At 51.1% G+C, this 13,996-nt stretch carries 9 protein-coding genes and 1 pseudogene; 6 read left to right on the forward strand and 4 right to left on the reverse strand.

The window, feature by feature from the left end:
- Nucleotides 1–590 precede the first annotated feature (590 nt).
- The 3 genes and pseudogenes from J4G02_05735 to cas6 all read left to right on the forward strand — a co-directional run bounded on the left by J4G02_05735 (nucleotide 591) and on the right by cas6 (nucleotide 4,530).
- Nucleotides 591–1,313, forward strand: coding sequence for an SDR family oxidoreductase (locus J4G02_05735; protein MCE2394080.1), 723 nt, complete (start codon nucleotides 591–593; stop codon nucleotides 1,311–1,313).
- 35 nt (nucleotides 1,314–1,348) lie between these two features.
- Nucleotides 1,349–3,514: a M20/M25/M40 family metallo-hydrolase gene (locus J4G02_05740; GenBank protein MCE2394081.1), complete on the forward strand. Its 2,166-nt coding sequence runs from the start codon at nucleotides 1,349–1,351 to the stop codon at nucleotides 3,512–3,514.
- Nucleotides 3,515–4,025: 511 nt separating this feature from the next.
- Nucleotides 4,026–4,530, forward strand: a pseudogene (gene cas6, locus J4G02_05745) (CRISPR-associated endoribonuclease Cas6).
- A 707-nt stretch (nucleotides 4,531–5,237) separates the two neighbouring features.
- Here the strand turns inward: cas6 and J4G02_05750 are convergent.
- Entirely contained in the window at nucleotides 5,238–6,608 is a 1,371-nt protein-coding gene (locus J4G02_05750) for a hypothetical protein (GenBank protein ID MCE2394082.1), read from the reverse strand.
- Nucleotides 6,609–6,953: 345 nt separating this feature from the next.
- Here J4G02_05750 and J4G02_05755 point away from each other — a divergent pair, with 345 nt between their 5' ends.
- Nucleotides 6,954–8,414 carry a sulfatase-like hydrolase/transferase gene (locus J4G02_05755; protein MCE2394083.1) on the forward strand — a complete coding sequence of 487 codons (1,461 nt, stop codon included), beginning with the start codon at nucleotides 6,954–6,956 and terminating at the stop codon, nucleotides 8,412–8,414.
- Here the strand turns inward: J4G02_05755 and J4G02_05760 are convergent.
- Both J4G02_05760 and J4G02_05765 read right to left on the reverse strand, forming a co-directional pair.
- Entirely contained in the window at nucleotides 8,408–9,220 is an 813-nt protein-coding gene (locus J4G02_05760; GenBank protein MCE2394084.1) for a phytanoyl-CoA dioxygenase family protein, read from the reverse strand. The genes J4G02_05755 and J4G02_05760 overlap by 7 nt on opposite strands.
- A gap of 259 nt (nucleotides 9,221–9,479) precedes the next feature.
- Nucleotides 9,480–10,772 carry an amidohydrolase family protein gene (locus tag J4G02_05765; GenBank protein ID MCE2394085.1) on the reverse strand — a complete coding sequence of 431 codons (1,293 nt, stop codon included), beginning with the start codon at nucleotides 10,770–10,772 and terminating at the stop codon, nucleotides 9,480–9,482.
- Between the two features lie 95 nt (nucleotides 10,773–10,867).
- Between J4G02_05765 and J4G02_05770 the strand changes: the two genes are divergently transcribed.
- Complete coding sequence (locus tag J4G02_05770) at nucleotides 10,868–11,512, forward strand: HAD-IB family hydrolase (protein ID MCE2394086.1); 645 nt, start codon at nucleotides 10,868–10,870, stop codon at nucleotides 11,510–11,512.
- Nucleotides 11,513–11,687: 175 nt separating this feature from the next.
- Here the strand turns inward: J4G02_05770 and J4G02_05775 are convergent, their stop codons facing one another.
- Complete coding sequence (locus J4G02_05775; protein ID MCE2394087.1) at nucleotides 11,688–13,166, reverse strand: hypothetical protein; 1,479 nt, start codon at nucleotides 13,164–13,166, stop codon at nucleotides 11,688–11,690.
- Nucleotides 13,167–13,371: 205 nt separating this feature from the next.
- Between J4G02_05775 and J4G02_05780 the strand changes: the two genes are divergently transcribed.
- Nucleotides 13,372–13,590 (forward strand): hypothetical protein, encoded by a 219-nt coding sequence (locus J4G02_05780; GenBank protein ID MCE2394088.1) that lies wholly within the window; start codon nucleotides 13,372–13,374, stop codon nucleotides 13,588–13,590.
- Nucleotides 13,591–13,996: the final 406 nt, after the last annotated feature.

Below are 13,996 nucleotides of genomic sequence, written 5' to 3' on the forward strand. Positions count from 1 at the left end.
ACGCAAAACCGTGCTAAAGCAATCTGTATCCAAAGCACAAATGCTTGGGCTTTAGACCTAAAGGATTTTTTGGTAAGTATTGAGACGGTTTTTCTTACGGATTATGGGTTATTTTTTATTAGCCCCGCTGGAACATAGATGGCAGCTTGCATTATTCCATTGAAAGATAATAGATACCCCCGTAGTTTAGCAGAGAGAAATTGCAGAGTCAAGATAAAGAAAAAGATAAAACTTGACAACGGGTAGTGAATCTCATACACTAAAGTCCAGCGGCCATTCTGAGTTGTTCGTGGGAGGAGGCATCTACATTGATCTGTCCCAAATGCGGCGGTAAAGTACAAACGCTCAAAAACGAGTCTGCATTTTGCCTAGATTGCGAGTGGGATAATCTTGAGCAAATCCCCCAATCGGGACAACGAGCCGATTGCAGGCATCTATGGGTTTTGCAGGTAAACCAAGCCGATGGAACATCACAATGGTGGTGCGTACACTGTTCCGAGCGTCGTGATTTTCAGATGGCATTGATGTATTTAAGACCTTAGAAAATATCTCAGATATCAGGCTTTTTAGGAGAAGAGGGAGATCGTTTTATGGGTTTTTCATTGGCGGATAAGGTTGCCATTGTGGTGGGAAGTAGCAGTGGCATGGGGGAAGCAACCGCGGTCACTTTTGCTGAATCAGGGGCAAAAGTTGTGCTTGCTGCAAGAAGTGCCGATAAGCTCGCAGCGTTAGCGGAAGAGATTGGCGAGAATGCAATCGCCTGTCCGACCGATGTACAAAATTCGGCAGCCGTGGATAGGCTCGTTGCAACAACGTTAGAACACTTTGGACGGATCGATGTGCTCGTCTACGTCACCGGCACAAACATTCCCGAACGGAGCCTTGAAGTTTTATCCAACGAAACGTGGGATATGATGATCCAGACGAACCTGACCGGAGCGTTTTACTGTACAAAAGCGGTCCTGCCAACGATGCGAGATCAACAGGATGGCTTGATTATTTATGTCTCCAGTGGAGCGGTGCAGCGTCCCGATACATCTGGCGTCTCCTATCAAGCAACCAAGCACGGGCTGGTTGGTCTCGCTCACGGCACGTTCCAGGAGGAGAAAGAGAACGGTATCCGCACCTCAATGCTCTTTCCCGGTTTGACGGATACGCCGCTCGTCCTACAACGTCCGGTGCCAACCCCACCCGAAGTGATGGCAAAATCGCTACAACCACAGGATGTCGCCGATGCGTGTCTGTTGGTCGCTTCCCTGCCAGCACGCGTTTATGTCCCGGAATTAGTGATGCTACCTTCGGGCTTGGCGTAGTCGGAATCATGCCGTTATCCAATCAGAAATTGCAAATGATTAAGAGATTTATCTCTGTTCTTATTTTTTTACTTTTCATTCCAACAGTCCTCTTCGCTCAAGAAGATCTACTCGTCAAGATTCCCAAAAGTTCCGACCAACACCTCCAGTTTCTCCAAGCTCATCATGGGATCAAGCTACGCTATCGCACATCTGATTTTGCTATTATTCAGGTCCCTTGGGGTTCTGGTTCGATCGAGGCAAGTCAAAGTGTGTTGGCGGAGCTGCCAGATCCGCAAGTTCTAGATGCGGTTACGCCTGGTTTCAACCATTACGTCCTCTGGCTCCCTTCGGCGGAAGAGCGTGCAGCAATCGAAGCGTACGGAGAAATTTTACACCAGTTCGGTGGCTTGTCCCTCCTCAAGTTGCACGCCAATCTTGAGTCTGTCCTGTTAGACCTGCCGGTACATCACCGTGCGAAACTACCCACCAATATTGCGCTGCCCGAATTTCAGTCGCCCTCGGCTGCTCCGAGTATATCCGCATCGCCCCAGCAGCAATCGGTCATTCAAGGACTGCTCAATCAAGCGGATGGCGTTCGATGGCTTTGGCAGACTATCGCCCTCGTCGAGAATGAAGATCTCCAGCGGCCGGGACAATTTTTCCGAAGCCGATATGCCCTCCGAGTCCGCGATGTTGTTCAGTTTGATGACAATCCGAAACCCGATCACGCCTGCGATAACTCCGCAGATTACATCGCCCAACAGTTTCGCAGCTACGGTCTGGAAGTTGAATTTGATCCCTTTGACCACCGGCGTAGATCCGCACTTGGAGCGTTGGTGGGAGAGTACGTGATGCGGAATGTGGTGGCGACACTGCCGGGAAAAGGTCCAAACAAAAATCGAATCTACCTGATGGTGGGACATTATGACAGCATCGCCTCCAAAACCCCCGGTTGGGATGGAGGCTGGAGGCAGATGGCAGCGCCGGGCGCGTCCGATAACGCATCAGGCATTGCCGAAATGCTAGAGACAGCGCGCATTCTAAGCCAGCAAGATTTTGACTTCACGGTTCGATTTATTGCCTTTTCGGGGGAGGAGTTGTTTCTATTCGGCAGCAAACATTATGCACGGTTGGTTCAAGAGCGTGGGGATGACATCGCCGGTGTCATAAACTTCGATCTTCTAGGACATGACCCGGACGGCAACTTGGACATCCATGTCCTTGGCGATGAGCAGTCACAGTGGCTCGTCAACGCTTTTGGTGCCGCTGCGGAGCGATACAGACTGCCGATAGATCTACGCCTGAAAAACGATCCCAGTTTTATCTTCAGCGATCACTCCCCATTTTGGGACATCGGCATCCCAGCGGTGATGGTGGCGGAGGAATCGTCCCTCGATGCGCCGGACGAATCGACCGAATATATCCACAGCCAAGAGGATGACCTGACCAAAATCTCAATACCGCTGTTAGGAGAACTGGCTATCAAGTTAGCCGTGGCGACCCTTGCTGAACTCGCTCGTCCCATCGTTGGGTCGAGCGAGCCACTGAACCCTGACATCTTCTGGGAATCCGAAGGTATCACCGTTTCTAACCCCGCTCCTACCAAAGGGGATGAGGTTATAATCTCCGCGGAGGTCACAAACGCAGGACCCGTCCCCGTTGAGAACATCACCGTTCAATTCGTTGTTGTCAGTCCCGATGGAACTTCCGAAACCCTGCCCGAACAAAGCGTAGACCTGAGCGTCAACCAACCCAAAACGGTCAGCGATCGCTTCACACCAGCCACATGGGGCGTATTTACCCTCCGTGCCCTAGTAAACGACGATACACGTGTCTTTGAGTCCAATTTCAACAACAATCGGATTGAAACCGAATTGACGGTGGCGAACCCGAGCGTAACAATCGAAAACATCGTTGCCTACCCGAACCCACTCCGCCTCAACCAGCCGGATGCTGCGCTCAAACTGACTTATACATTGAGTAGCAATGCGGAAGTTGTTATCTCCATCTACGACACCGTCGGCGAGCAGGTCCTTGAAAGTGTGTTTCTTGCGGGAGACAACGGCGGTCGATTGGGTGCAAATGACGCCTTTACTTGGGAGGGCAGGCGGAACTTTTTTGAACTTGTCACACCCGGTGTTTACATCTGTCAGATCACTGCAACTAATGCAGATGGCGAATCGCGGACGGAAGGCACAAAAATCGCTGTGATTCGGTAGTGATAACTCAAGGTGCAAGATTCTGTTGACATTTATGGGGTGACCGTAATTTGTCGATACATCCCCAATCGTGGGAGCGATGCACCCTCGCCTAACAGGTTGGAGGACCCAATCCCTACAGACGCCCGTAGGTCGATTTTCCAAAATCGACAGTCTTTCGTAGTCGCAGGTTTCCCAACCTGTGATCAGGGTCGGAGTTCTCGGAACGAGATCGGAATGGAACTAATCTTATCGGAGCGGGGTGATATGTATATAAGTTTTGTTTTTGGTTGATTGCTCGCTACTGATGGTGCTTACCAAATCAGCAATACCAAAATGTCAACACGCTATAGTATAGGCATACTCCGTATGCCGTAACCTCCAGATTGCATTCAACAGTTCACTAAAAAGCCCCAGCGGGGCGACATGTGCGATTGACGTTAAAAATCACACTCGGATCCCGAAGAATCAGCAAAAGGTGCAAATCACACCTCCCCCAAAAAATTAGTTTTCACTACGTGGAGATAAACCCATGCGAATCAAAATTACGTGCGACATCGGCGAAGGCATCCGCCTACCAATCAACTACAACTACTTTCTCGCGAGTGCTATCTACGGTTTTCTCAGGGAATCCGACCCCGAATATGCAGATTTCCTTTCGGTGCCTCTCACCGATTACCATGTCCACTAAACGCGAGCGAGACAACCGACTCGTCGCGCACTACTGTCTCCCTGATGACCCCCAGTTCTCCGAGTTAGTTCGGCAGAACCTGATTCGGAAGTACGAAGCGGTGCACCAGCACCCGCCGACGGGGAAATCGTTTGCGATGGCCTTCGATCAGACGTACATTGGCAAAAAGGAGGGACGTGTGATCCGCTTGGTTGATTTCAAAGGCACCAAAATTCGTGGTGTTATCTCTCCTTTTCATGTCATCGGTGCACCGGAGTTAATCCGCATCGGTTACGAATGCGGGTTTGGCGATAAAAACAGCGCGGGATTTGGGATGGTAGAGGTCGCAAGAAGGGCCGGCTTTTAATTGACCCATTCTGGAATTGAAGCATATAGAAGTTTCCATTATACTCAAATCCACCCCTTTTAATCGAACCATTGTGGAATTGAAACTTGCACCGAAGCTGCACCGAAGCTGCACCGAAAAACTTTTAATCTAACTATTGTGAAATTGAAATGGAGGTCTTGCAATGACGCAAAGCACTAATTGTGAAGGTGGTTCACGCTGTACTTGTGAGCGTCCTCATATCTGCTTAAAAGAAATAGCAATCATGGACCTCGAGGTAGTGACTCAAGAGGATTTAGACCGCTCCAAGGAGGCGGCGCGCGTATCGGAGCGCGAACATGGACTCAGATCCTTCGAGGCTTGCCGAGATCGCCGATTACACAGAATGTATTGGGTTCGCCATTGTATTCTCGAATGCAAATCCCAAGGGAAAGAGGTGCCATGGCCTGTGCTGGATTGGCTTTTTAATACCAGACCTCCTACACGTGAACAGTTCATAAAATAGTGCCGGTGCCCCGTTCTCTTTTTGAGCGTCGGTTTAATCGACGATTCCGACACATGACACATGTCGCCCCGCCGGGGCTTGGGGTATTTTGTTATCCCGCGTCCTATAAACATATCGCCCCGCTGGGGCTAAATCAACTTACGCGCCTTTTCCTGTTTGCACGCATCAGGTATGCGCTATCCTGTGAATCCTTAAATCCTGAGCCTCCTGATTCAGACAATGATTAACTCTCCTGAAACCGAAACGCAAACAGATCCGCATCCTTGAGGACAAAACGCAACCGCACCGGTTGCCCAGCCAGCGAGCGCATATCTCCCCCGCCCTCCCACTCGACTGTACCATCAATCTTGTCCCCGAATATCTCAGGACATGCGTCCAACGTGAAGCCCGGCTGCGGCTGCCCTTCCATATCCTGGATCTCAACTTGAACAAATCCCACCGCCGATGTCGAAAAGTTTAATCTCAGGCTATCCCCTGTAAAGATCAATGGGCGAGTGATAAACTCACCCCCAGTGTAGCCTGCGCGGACCGACACAAATCCATCAGCTCGGAGCGAGAACCGACGAATATGGACAGTCGGCAGCCGCCAATTTGCCATACTGTACATTGAGAGTTCTTCGGGCGATGTTTGTAGGATACCCCGTTCCATGTAAATCCCGCGCTCATGCCAGTTGCCTTCATCGAGTCCGGGGCGGACAAAAGCCTCCATAAAACTACGATCGAAGTGAATTCCATCGCGGCTCGACATAAACATAATATCATTCACACCCGGACCGTATTCCCAATCCGGAATCGGCTCTCGCTCCGGCACAAAACGTGCCGGAAACATCAGGTACATCCCCGGCGCACGCTCGTAAGGTACGCAGGCATTAGTATAGAGATGTTCAAACGGAGTCTCGCCGGTATCAATCAATTCAAGCGGTGTCCAACTGCGAAAGTCTTTAGAGGTTGTGCGTCGAATCCAGCGCACCCCATTTTTGAAACTGCCCTTACCTGCCACACCCCGCGTATAAGCGACATATTCGCCCCGTTCCGCGTCCCAAAAGGCGATGTTATGCGAATCAAACGGTCGCTCAGTCAGGATGGGTTCCTCCTGCATTAATCGCCAACGGAGACCGTCCGGCGAAGCCAACGCAAGCACATCACTGGTGCGCACGATGGCTTTGTACCGCTCTTCGTCCGATGCGTTCGGGTTGGAATCAAGAAACGGCGACATGTTGTTGCCCGGTCCCATCCAAACAAGGTTGTTGTCCTTTGAGCCTTGAAACTCAATCAGTCCGAGCCGTGGCTTCTCCCATTGAATTCCGTCCGTACTTTCAGCATAAGCGTAGAGCGGCAGACGCTCACCACGGATTGGCATCTCCTGATCGCAGCGATACCACGCACGGAAACGGTCGCCCTCGCGGAACGTTACCATGTAGGAAACACCGCCCCGTTCCCACGGATGTTCAGCGGAAATTACAACCTCGCGACACACAGGTTCATGCAAATGCCGTGTAACCTCTTGCGCTTCAGTAATCCAGAAATCATCCACGAATAGTTGACGATCTGTGTCGGTGTGGATAGGTGTGTTATCATTATCGTGTCGTGCCATTTTAACCCCTATTAATTGATGGTTATCAACCCTACTTTCTGCTATAATTATAGTATAGGCATACTCCGTATGCCGTATAACCCGTAGGTCGGGCATCTATGAACTGTGGTAGATTTCAGAATTAATTGGACACTTCCAATGGACGAGGTTAGGAAACCTCGCCTACCGGGGATGGAAAAATCTGGGCTATGACCCCGGTAGGTGCGATTTCTAACCGCACCGCATCGGCGCAGTTGGAAACAGCGCCTACCGAACACGGGGCGCGAAAGTGTCTATTTATTTTTTGAATTCACTATAATTATTTTTACGTTTCACGCATCACGTTTTACGTTCTTAAGGAATATCATGCCCCAATCTCGCCCCAACATCATACTGATAATGTGCGATCAAATGCGCTGGGATGCCGCTCGCTTCGCGGGGAGTTCGGTTGTTCAGACACTGCATCTGGATCAGTTGGCTCAAAACGGGGTCTGCTTTGAGAACGCCTACTGCGCTTCCCCTGTTTGCTCGCCTGCCCGCGCTAGTTGGCTGACGGGACTCTACCCCCACGCCCACCTACAACTGAAAAATTACGGTCCTAATTCTATTGGAAAGTGGGGTAGCTACCTGCCCCCTGATAGCGTGACCATCGGTGATGTCCTCAAATCCGCCGGATACCGCTGCGGTATGGTTGGACCTTGGCATCTTGGGAACGATCATCTCCCTCAGCACGGATTCGACGATTTCTGGTGTACCTACCGGTATCTCGGAAGAGACCACCCCGATCCACTCTTCGATTCCTTCGATCGTGCGGGGGTCCCCAATCTCTACCTCAAAGACGCTGAGGGGATGACGCAATACGGAAATACGCTGGAATTTGGGATGATCACCGACCCCCGCCAGCAGCGTACCACGTGGACAATAGATCGATCCCTTGAATTTATCCAACAACCGCACGATGCTCCATTCTTCCTGTTCGTAAGTATCAAAGACCCACACCCGCGCGTCTTGGTGCCACCTGAACTTGTCGAACTTTATCCAGAAGATCAGATACCGCTGCCCGCTTCGTTTCGGGATACCCTCGATGGCAAACCCGCCTCCCAAGTGCGTGCAAAGTTTCGCATCCCTCCAACCGTGACCGACGACCAATTTCGTCGAGTGATTGCGTACTACTACGCCTTAGTCACGCACATTGACGCACAGGTTGGCCGTCTGCTCCGCACCCTTGAGACGCAGGACATCACGCAGGACACGATTGTAGCCTTTATTAGCGATCACGGTGAGATGCTTGGCGACCACGGTTTCACGGAGAAGTGCCTCATGTACGAGGCATCGGTTCGTGTACCATGTCTGCTCTCTTGGAGTGGAACCTTACCTGCGGGGACGCGGGTGAAAACGCCATTGGGCGGCGTTGACCTGATGCCAACCCTGCTTGAGTTGGCGGGAGAAACACCACCCTCGCCAATTGATGGTCGCTCCGTAGCGTCAGCAATTCTCGCGGGCAAGGAGCCGCCCTCGCAGCCGATCTTCGCTGAAATTGCCAGCAATGAAGCGATTTATCGTGGCTCACAGGATCTGGAACAGCTAGCTGCCCACGTAATGATCTACGATGGACGTTGGAAATATATCCGCAACCGCTTTGATATTGATGAGTTGTACGATTTAGAAGCGGATGCCGACGAAATGCAAAATCTCGCTGTTCAGCCTGAACACCACGAACGGGTGGATTCAATGCGCCGTCAAATCGCTGAGATGGTTTGCCATACCGGTCCCGGTCCCTACGACTGGTGTTTATCTGATGGGAACGAGGCCGCTGCAGCTCAGTAGTCGACAACTTCGCAAAATTCAAAAAGCTTCCGTGCCCGCTCTGAAAATCCCTCATACGTCTCCGGCGGCACTTTCATCGCATGACCGATACTAAGCCAAGAGAGTCCGTAGCAAACCACAATTTCGGGACGCGGTCCATTGGAGATGTTGGGTGTTCCGCGATGCAGTGTCCGGACATCCTGTATCCACATCGTGCCTTTTTTCATGTTGAGACGACGGGCAGACGGAAAATTGCCCTGCGTCAGCACCTCGTCATAGCGGCTCTCTAAGTCGGGATTGGCGATGTACTGTGTTGATGGCAATACCTCAATACTACCATTCTCCTCTGAAGTATCCACGAGTGGAAACTTGATCCCCAGTATCGGACAGGTGTCAAGCCCGACATGCGGGATCTCCCGCGCCAGTCCGGTGTCTCTATGCCAATGCTGAAACTCACTCCCCGGGTAAGGATTATTAGAATGGAGACACTTGATGTAAAAATCATCCTTGCCCCAATAACGCTTCAGAAACTCCAGAATGACCGGATGCTCGTACACCTCCGGGTCGGCGAACGGCGGTACCCACGGAATGGTCAGCGTATAGCGGTTGATAATCTGTTGGCGACCAAAGCCTGTGCGCAGGTCTCCCCACTCTTTCTCGGCAAAGCCGGTTTCACGCGTCCTGACGTGCTCTAGCATCGGTAAGAACGCCTCGCGGATGCGATCTACGGTCTCGACAGACAACACATCCTCGATTACCGCATAGCCGTTGATCCTGAACTCGGCTATCTTTAGATCGAAATCTATATCTTCACATCGTGCAGTCATGGATCCTCCGTTGAATGAACCAATGAACTAATGAACCAACACAAAATTGATTGTATCATACGCCGCTCCGGTGCGTCCAGCAAAATGGAGAGGCGAGAATCTATAAGGTCAGTTAGTTTTCTGTTTTGGATTATGCGTCCCTGTTCTTAGCAGCACGTTTTATCTTCACCCGGTAGGCAGGGCGAGTCCGAGGGGATCCCGTGACTAGGGATGCCCCCGACTACAGTTGGCTGGGTAAGTCCTAAATTAGCGAACTCAATTAAGCAGCATCGCGAATATTCGCCCGCGTTCCCTCAACATCAAAACAGCCGTACTGATTATCCCGCATGATGCGCGTTGCGATTTGCATCGCTTGTGCTTCGGTCATATAACCGTCCGCTATCTCCGCTTCAAGGGCACGGCGGATCTCGTTGCGTGCCTGTATTGCATACGCCATCGCGCTTGTGGGCCAATGGGTATCTCCGCCAAACGCAAACAGCTTGTTTGATGGCACAGCGTGCAGGAACCGACGCAAAAAGTCGCGGGAACTGTATGGATCGATGCTCCATGCCCAACAGAGATCCACCCAGATGTTACGATAGTGCTTTGCGAGTGCGACCAGTTCGTCGGTGTAGGGATAGGAGATGTGCATCAAGACAAACTTGGCGTCGAGGTAACGCGCAAAGAGATCGCACATGTTTCCAGCGGGGATCCGACTTATGGGCATCCGATCGTTTCCCGCGTAGTAACCGGTATGAATCTTGAATGGTAGGTTGTGTTCGATTGACTGCTCAACACCTCGCGCCCAGCACCAATCTCCCAAACAGAGCCGCGTTTCGACGCTGATCTCCTCCGCAGGTTGGGTTAGCACTTGTCGGAGGGCGGCGGACGCTTCAACGTCGTTTCGTTCGATCCAGTTGAGGGTACGACTGTAGGCGTGCTGTGCCTTTACAGCAATGGCAGTAGGGGCGTGTTTTGCAAAGATTGCCTCCATCCCCTGTCTCAGTGTTCTGAGATCTACCACCTCGATCCCCGTTTCGGCGTGGATCTGTTCTAGCTCGATTTCGCCATTGCAGAAGCTGCGCCACGACAGATCGTAGAGAAAGAAGTCAAGTCCGGAACTATCCGGGGCACACACCCACACCTTATCATCGGTCTGGGTGTGGTCGAGATTGGCGACATCGTGCAGCAATCGGAAACGTTCACCGGGGCGTCTCAGCATTTTAATTTTCTCTTGTGCCGATGCGATGTTTGCTCCGGTGAGCTCGTCAATCCCGTAGGCGTGTTCGGCGATGAGACGTACCGCTTCGCCATATCCCGTGAACTGTGTTGCTTCCCATGCCTCTCGGATGCCCTCAAAGCGTCCAGCGATATCTGGGTCTGAACCATCCATCAGATGTTTCATCGCGTCGGACGATGCGCCTGCTGTGTTGAGGTCTGCGGGGACGTAATTTCCAAACAGGTCTTGTAAGATATCTGGACCGTCCTCCAGCCATACATATTCTCGATCCAAATGTTCATGTGTGTCAACTAAAGGTGTACCCTGAATGTGATGTGCCAAATCGGTTGACATATTTTCCCTCCTTGTGTAGGCTATGCTACAATATGTTATACCATCTGTAATTCTGTCAGAAATATAGACAGCGGAACTTCCTTTCGGAGGCGTCCATGCGTTCGTGTGCTATTTTTGATCTGGATGGGACGATTATCGACAACTCTTCTGAGCGGGTATTCCTCAAATATCTACTTGAGGGCGGTGAGCTGCCGTTTCGTAACCTGTCCCAATGGCTCCTTGATTTTATACGGTTTCGAGATCTGCGTCAAGCCAAAGCAAACAAGGTGTATCTGAAAGGCTTAGATTATCAGCGTATCCACAGCTTAGCACAGATCTGTTTTACGGAACGCTTGGTGGAACGAATCTCGCCTAAAGTTTTTGACCTCATCGAATTTCATCGCACCGAAGGACGAGCTATTGTTATTTTATCCGGATCCCTAGAACTTTTGGTCCGGTTTTTCCATGAACACCTGAAGACGGATCTCATGATTGGCTATGGGCTAGAAATCGTTGAAGAAGAAATCACAGGGTGCTGTGTGGGTTTAAATCCTTACGGCGAGAATAAAGCCAAATTGGTTCAGCGACTTGCTGAGACACACAATTTTGACCTGAGTAAATCTTATGCCTATGGGAATCACTATTCGGACGCACACAAACTCAAGCAGGTTGGACACCCGGTCGCCGTTAATCCCGATAAGAAACTACGCGAAACCGCCATCGCCAACGGCTGGCAGATTGAACAGTTTCATACAGATTAACCCGAGTATTTTGGGCAGGTACAAGACCTGCCCCTACATTTGATTGGTTTCTGTAGGGGCAACCCACCGATGAATCGGGATTAAGAAGCTTGTGGTTGCCTTGCTGTAGGTCGATTTTCCAAAATCAACTAAGACCAATATCCGTAGGTCGGGCAGCTTCATCCACTATGAGAAGTCAGTAGAAAACCTGGATTTCCACTCCCTGTACGGTGACCTCACCAGCGACGACTGAGACTCCGACATGATTCCTGCCCTGTATAAGCAGATCGGGACTTATCGCCTGACGTAGGGCGTGGACTCGCCCTTGTTGCGAAGCGCTATCCGTATTGTCGGGCGGGAGCCAAGGGTCGGTCGATTCAAGTTCTGACAACGGTTGCTGGTTGAGTGTAAACTCGATTTGACTCGTTTCGGTGAGATCAGTGTAAGTGAGGGACAGCCATATCGTCCGAGGTGTAGGAGATTCAGTGAAATCTTCCCCCACCAAAATGGGAACATCCACCTGTTCTCCACGCTCTAGGGCTTGTGGGAGCGTTGCGTGCAGCCAGTTGTGTGGCAACATCGGTTTCTCCCCCAAGAGGCGGTCGGCGGCATAGAGTTTATCCTTACCCCGCATCGCTTGGGGCGCATCTATCTCTCGAAGTAGCTGTATCTGAGGGGCGAATTGTGAGTTTTTGTCGGGACGGTGCACGTAGGAGTGGGCGTTCCAGTTGAAGGTGTAGATACCATCGGCACACTGACCCCAGTAGTTGGATGCCAAAGCACGGAACATCGGTTCGGAATCCTTAAAGCCGAAAACGATGTTGTAGCCACTGGGCCAAGCGTACACGCAGGGATACACCAATATTCCTGTACCATCAGTCAGGTTCTTAAACGCCTCCACGTCACAGTCTATGTTGCCGCTGCCGAGGATTAAAGCGTCCACCAACCTCTCTTCGACCCAAGTTGAAATATCGAATCCATCCAACCGGCACCCTTCCAACGTGGGATTTACACGCACCGCCAGCGGGATCTGACTACCCCGCGCTTTGCCTCGTTGATTCAGATGCTCCCGCACCTGACTGAGAAACTGTGTGAGTAGATGGGCGTTTTTGGAGGCTTGGCTCGGAATGAAATAGGGAGGGCTGCGGAGGAAATCGATCTCTAATCCATCAAAATCGTACTTTCGGAAAATTTCCTCAATGACGGTGAACTTCAGATCGCGCACTTCGGGCACCGCAAAATTGAGATTGCGGTGGACAGAAGGGTGCACCTCCGGATACTCTGCTCCGATTGTCCACTCCGAATGCTCCACTTTGAAAGTAGGGCGCAGCCGCTCATGACCAAAGGAATCGTGACAGTCATTGAGCCGGAGGGAGTAGAAAATGTCTACACCCCGCTTCTTTGCTGCTGGCACAACAATCTTCGGTGGGTCGTTGCCTTCTTCGATGAGCCGCAGCAGCGATGGATCCACTTCACCAATGCGCTCCCCGGTCAACTCCAACACATCGCTGTCGTAGTTGGCGGTGTTACCGCCAGCTCCGTCGTGCCAAAAGAGACAGTCAATGTGGCTGTCCTCAAGAAAACCAACAATCCCCTTGAGGTAGTCATTGACATCCGTCGCAGCGGGCAGCACACCGCTTGAATCCATCTGATAGATAAGACGATAGGGTTTCATGCCCTGTATTATAGGTCAATTCCTGAAAAATTGACAGAAAATTGTCGAGATATGAATTTCGACCTACAGGCTACCGGTCAGTATAAAATCGAGCGGGAGGAGTGGGCAGGTTACGGTATACAAACGTTAGGGCATACGGAGTCCCGATGAATCGGGATTGAAAGCAATCTGAATCGCGGATAAACACGGATTACACGGATAAAAGATGCCCCCGACAACTATAAGAACGCGCAATGAATTGCGCTACTACAAACAGCGGGGCAAGTCCGAGAGGCTCCCGCAACCGGGGATGCCCCGCCTACCGGGTGGGGATAGAACGTGCAATGAAGGCGTACCGATTGGTGTGCCCTACGAACAGCGAGGCATGATTCAAAACGGAAAACTAAATAGCCCTAATATCCGTCAAAAACTGATTGCAAATTGAAGGCAAGGCGGTTTATACTGTACATTGTTTCGGAGGATAATAGCTGGTGACACGGATAGTTGTTAAGAAGATCCTTCTATACAGGTCACCGTTGGCAAGAACCAACAAACGCATGACACTTCTCACCCATTTTAGTGTGGAAAAAGTGTCTAAAAGTTTGATTGCAAGCCTCGCGTTCCCTTATCTTTAGGGATTCCGCCTTCAAAGATGGGCCTGAATTAGCAGGTGCACAAATGTCCAAAGTCGATACCCTCCTCAAGTTGATTGCCTATCAAAAGCAGCACCCCCAAGCCAGCGATGAAGAGATCGCCCAAGGGATTGGAATGTCACCCCGACATGTCAGCCGGTGCAGAAAAGAGGTGAATCTTCTCAAAAACCAGTTGGCTGAACCAGCCTTGCAACCGGG

The organism is Candidatus Poribacteria bacterium (genome assembly GCA_021295755.1).
Classification (GTDB): Bacteria; Poribacteria; WGA-4E; order WGA-4E; family PCPOR2b; genus PCPOR2b.

What these genes read in the sequence shown, in the direction of transcription:
- J4G02_05770 (MCE2394086.1), top strand. Translation starts at nt 10,868, where the DNA reads ATGCGTTCGTGTGCTATTTTTGATCTGGATGGGACGATTATCGACAAC.
- J4G02_05780 (MCE2394088.1), top strand. Translation starts at nt 13,372, where the DNA reads ATGCCCCCGACAACTATAAGAACGCGCAATGAATTGCGCTACTACAAA.
- J4G02_05775 (MCE2394087.1), bottom strand. Translation starts at nt 13,166, where the DNA reads ATGAAACCCTATCGTCTTATCTATCAGATGGATTCAAGCGGTGTGCTG.
- J4G02_05760 (MCE2394084.1), bottom strand. Translation starts at nt 9,220, where the DNA reads ATGACTGCACGATGTGAAGATATAGATTTCGATCTAAAGATAGCCGAG.
- J4G02_05750 (MCE2394082.1), bottom strand. Translation starts at nt 6,608, where the DNA reads ATGGCACGACACGATAATGATAACACACCTATCCACACCGACACAGAT.
- J4G02_05740 (MCE2394081.1), top strand. Translation starts at nt 1,349, where the DNA reads ATGATTAAGAGATTTATCTCTGTTCTTATTTTTTTACTTTTCATTCCA.
- J4G02_05735 (MCE2394080.1), top strand. Translation starts at nt 591, where the DNA reads ATGGGTTTTTCATTGGCGGATAAGGTTGCCATTGTGGTGGGAAGTAGC.
- J4G02_05765 (MCE2394085.1), bottom strand. Translation starts at nt 10,772, where the DNA reads ATGTCAACCGATTTGGCACATCACATTCAGGGTACACCTTTAGTTGAC.
- J4G02_05755 (MCE2394083.1), top strand. Translation starts at nt 6,954, where the DNA reads ATGCCCCAATCTCGCCCCAACATCATACTGATAATGTGCGATCAAATG.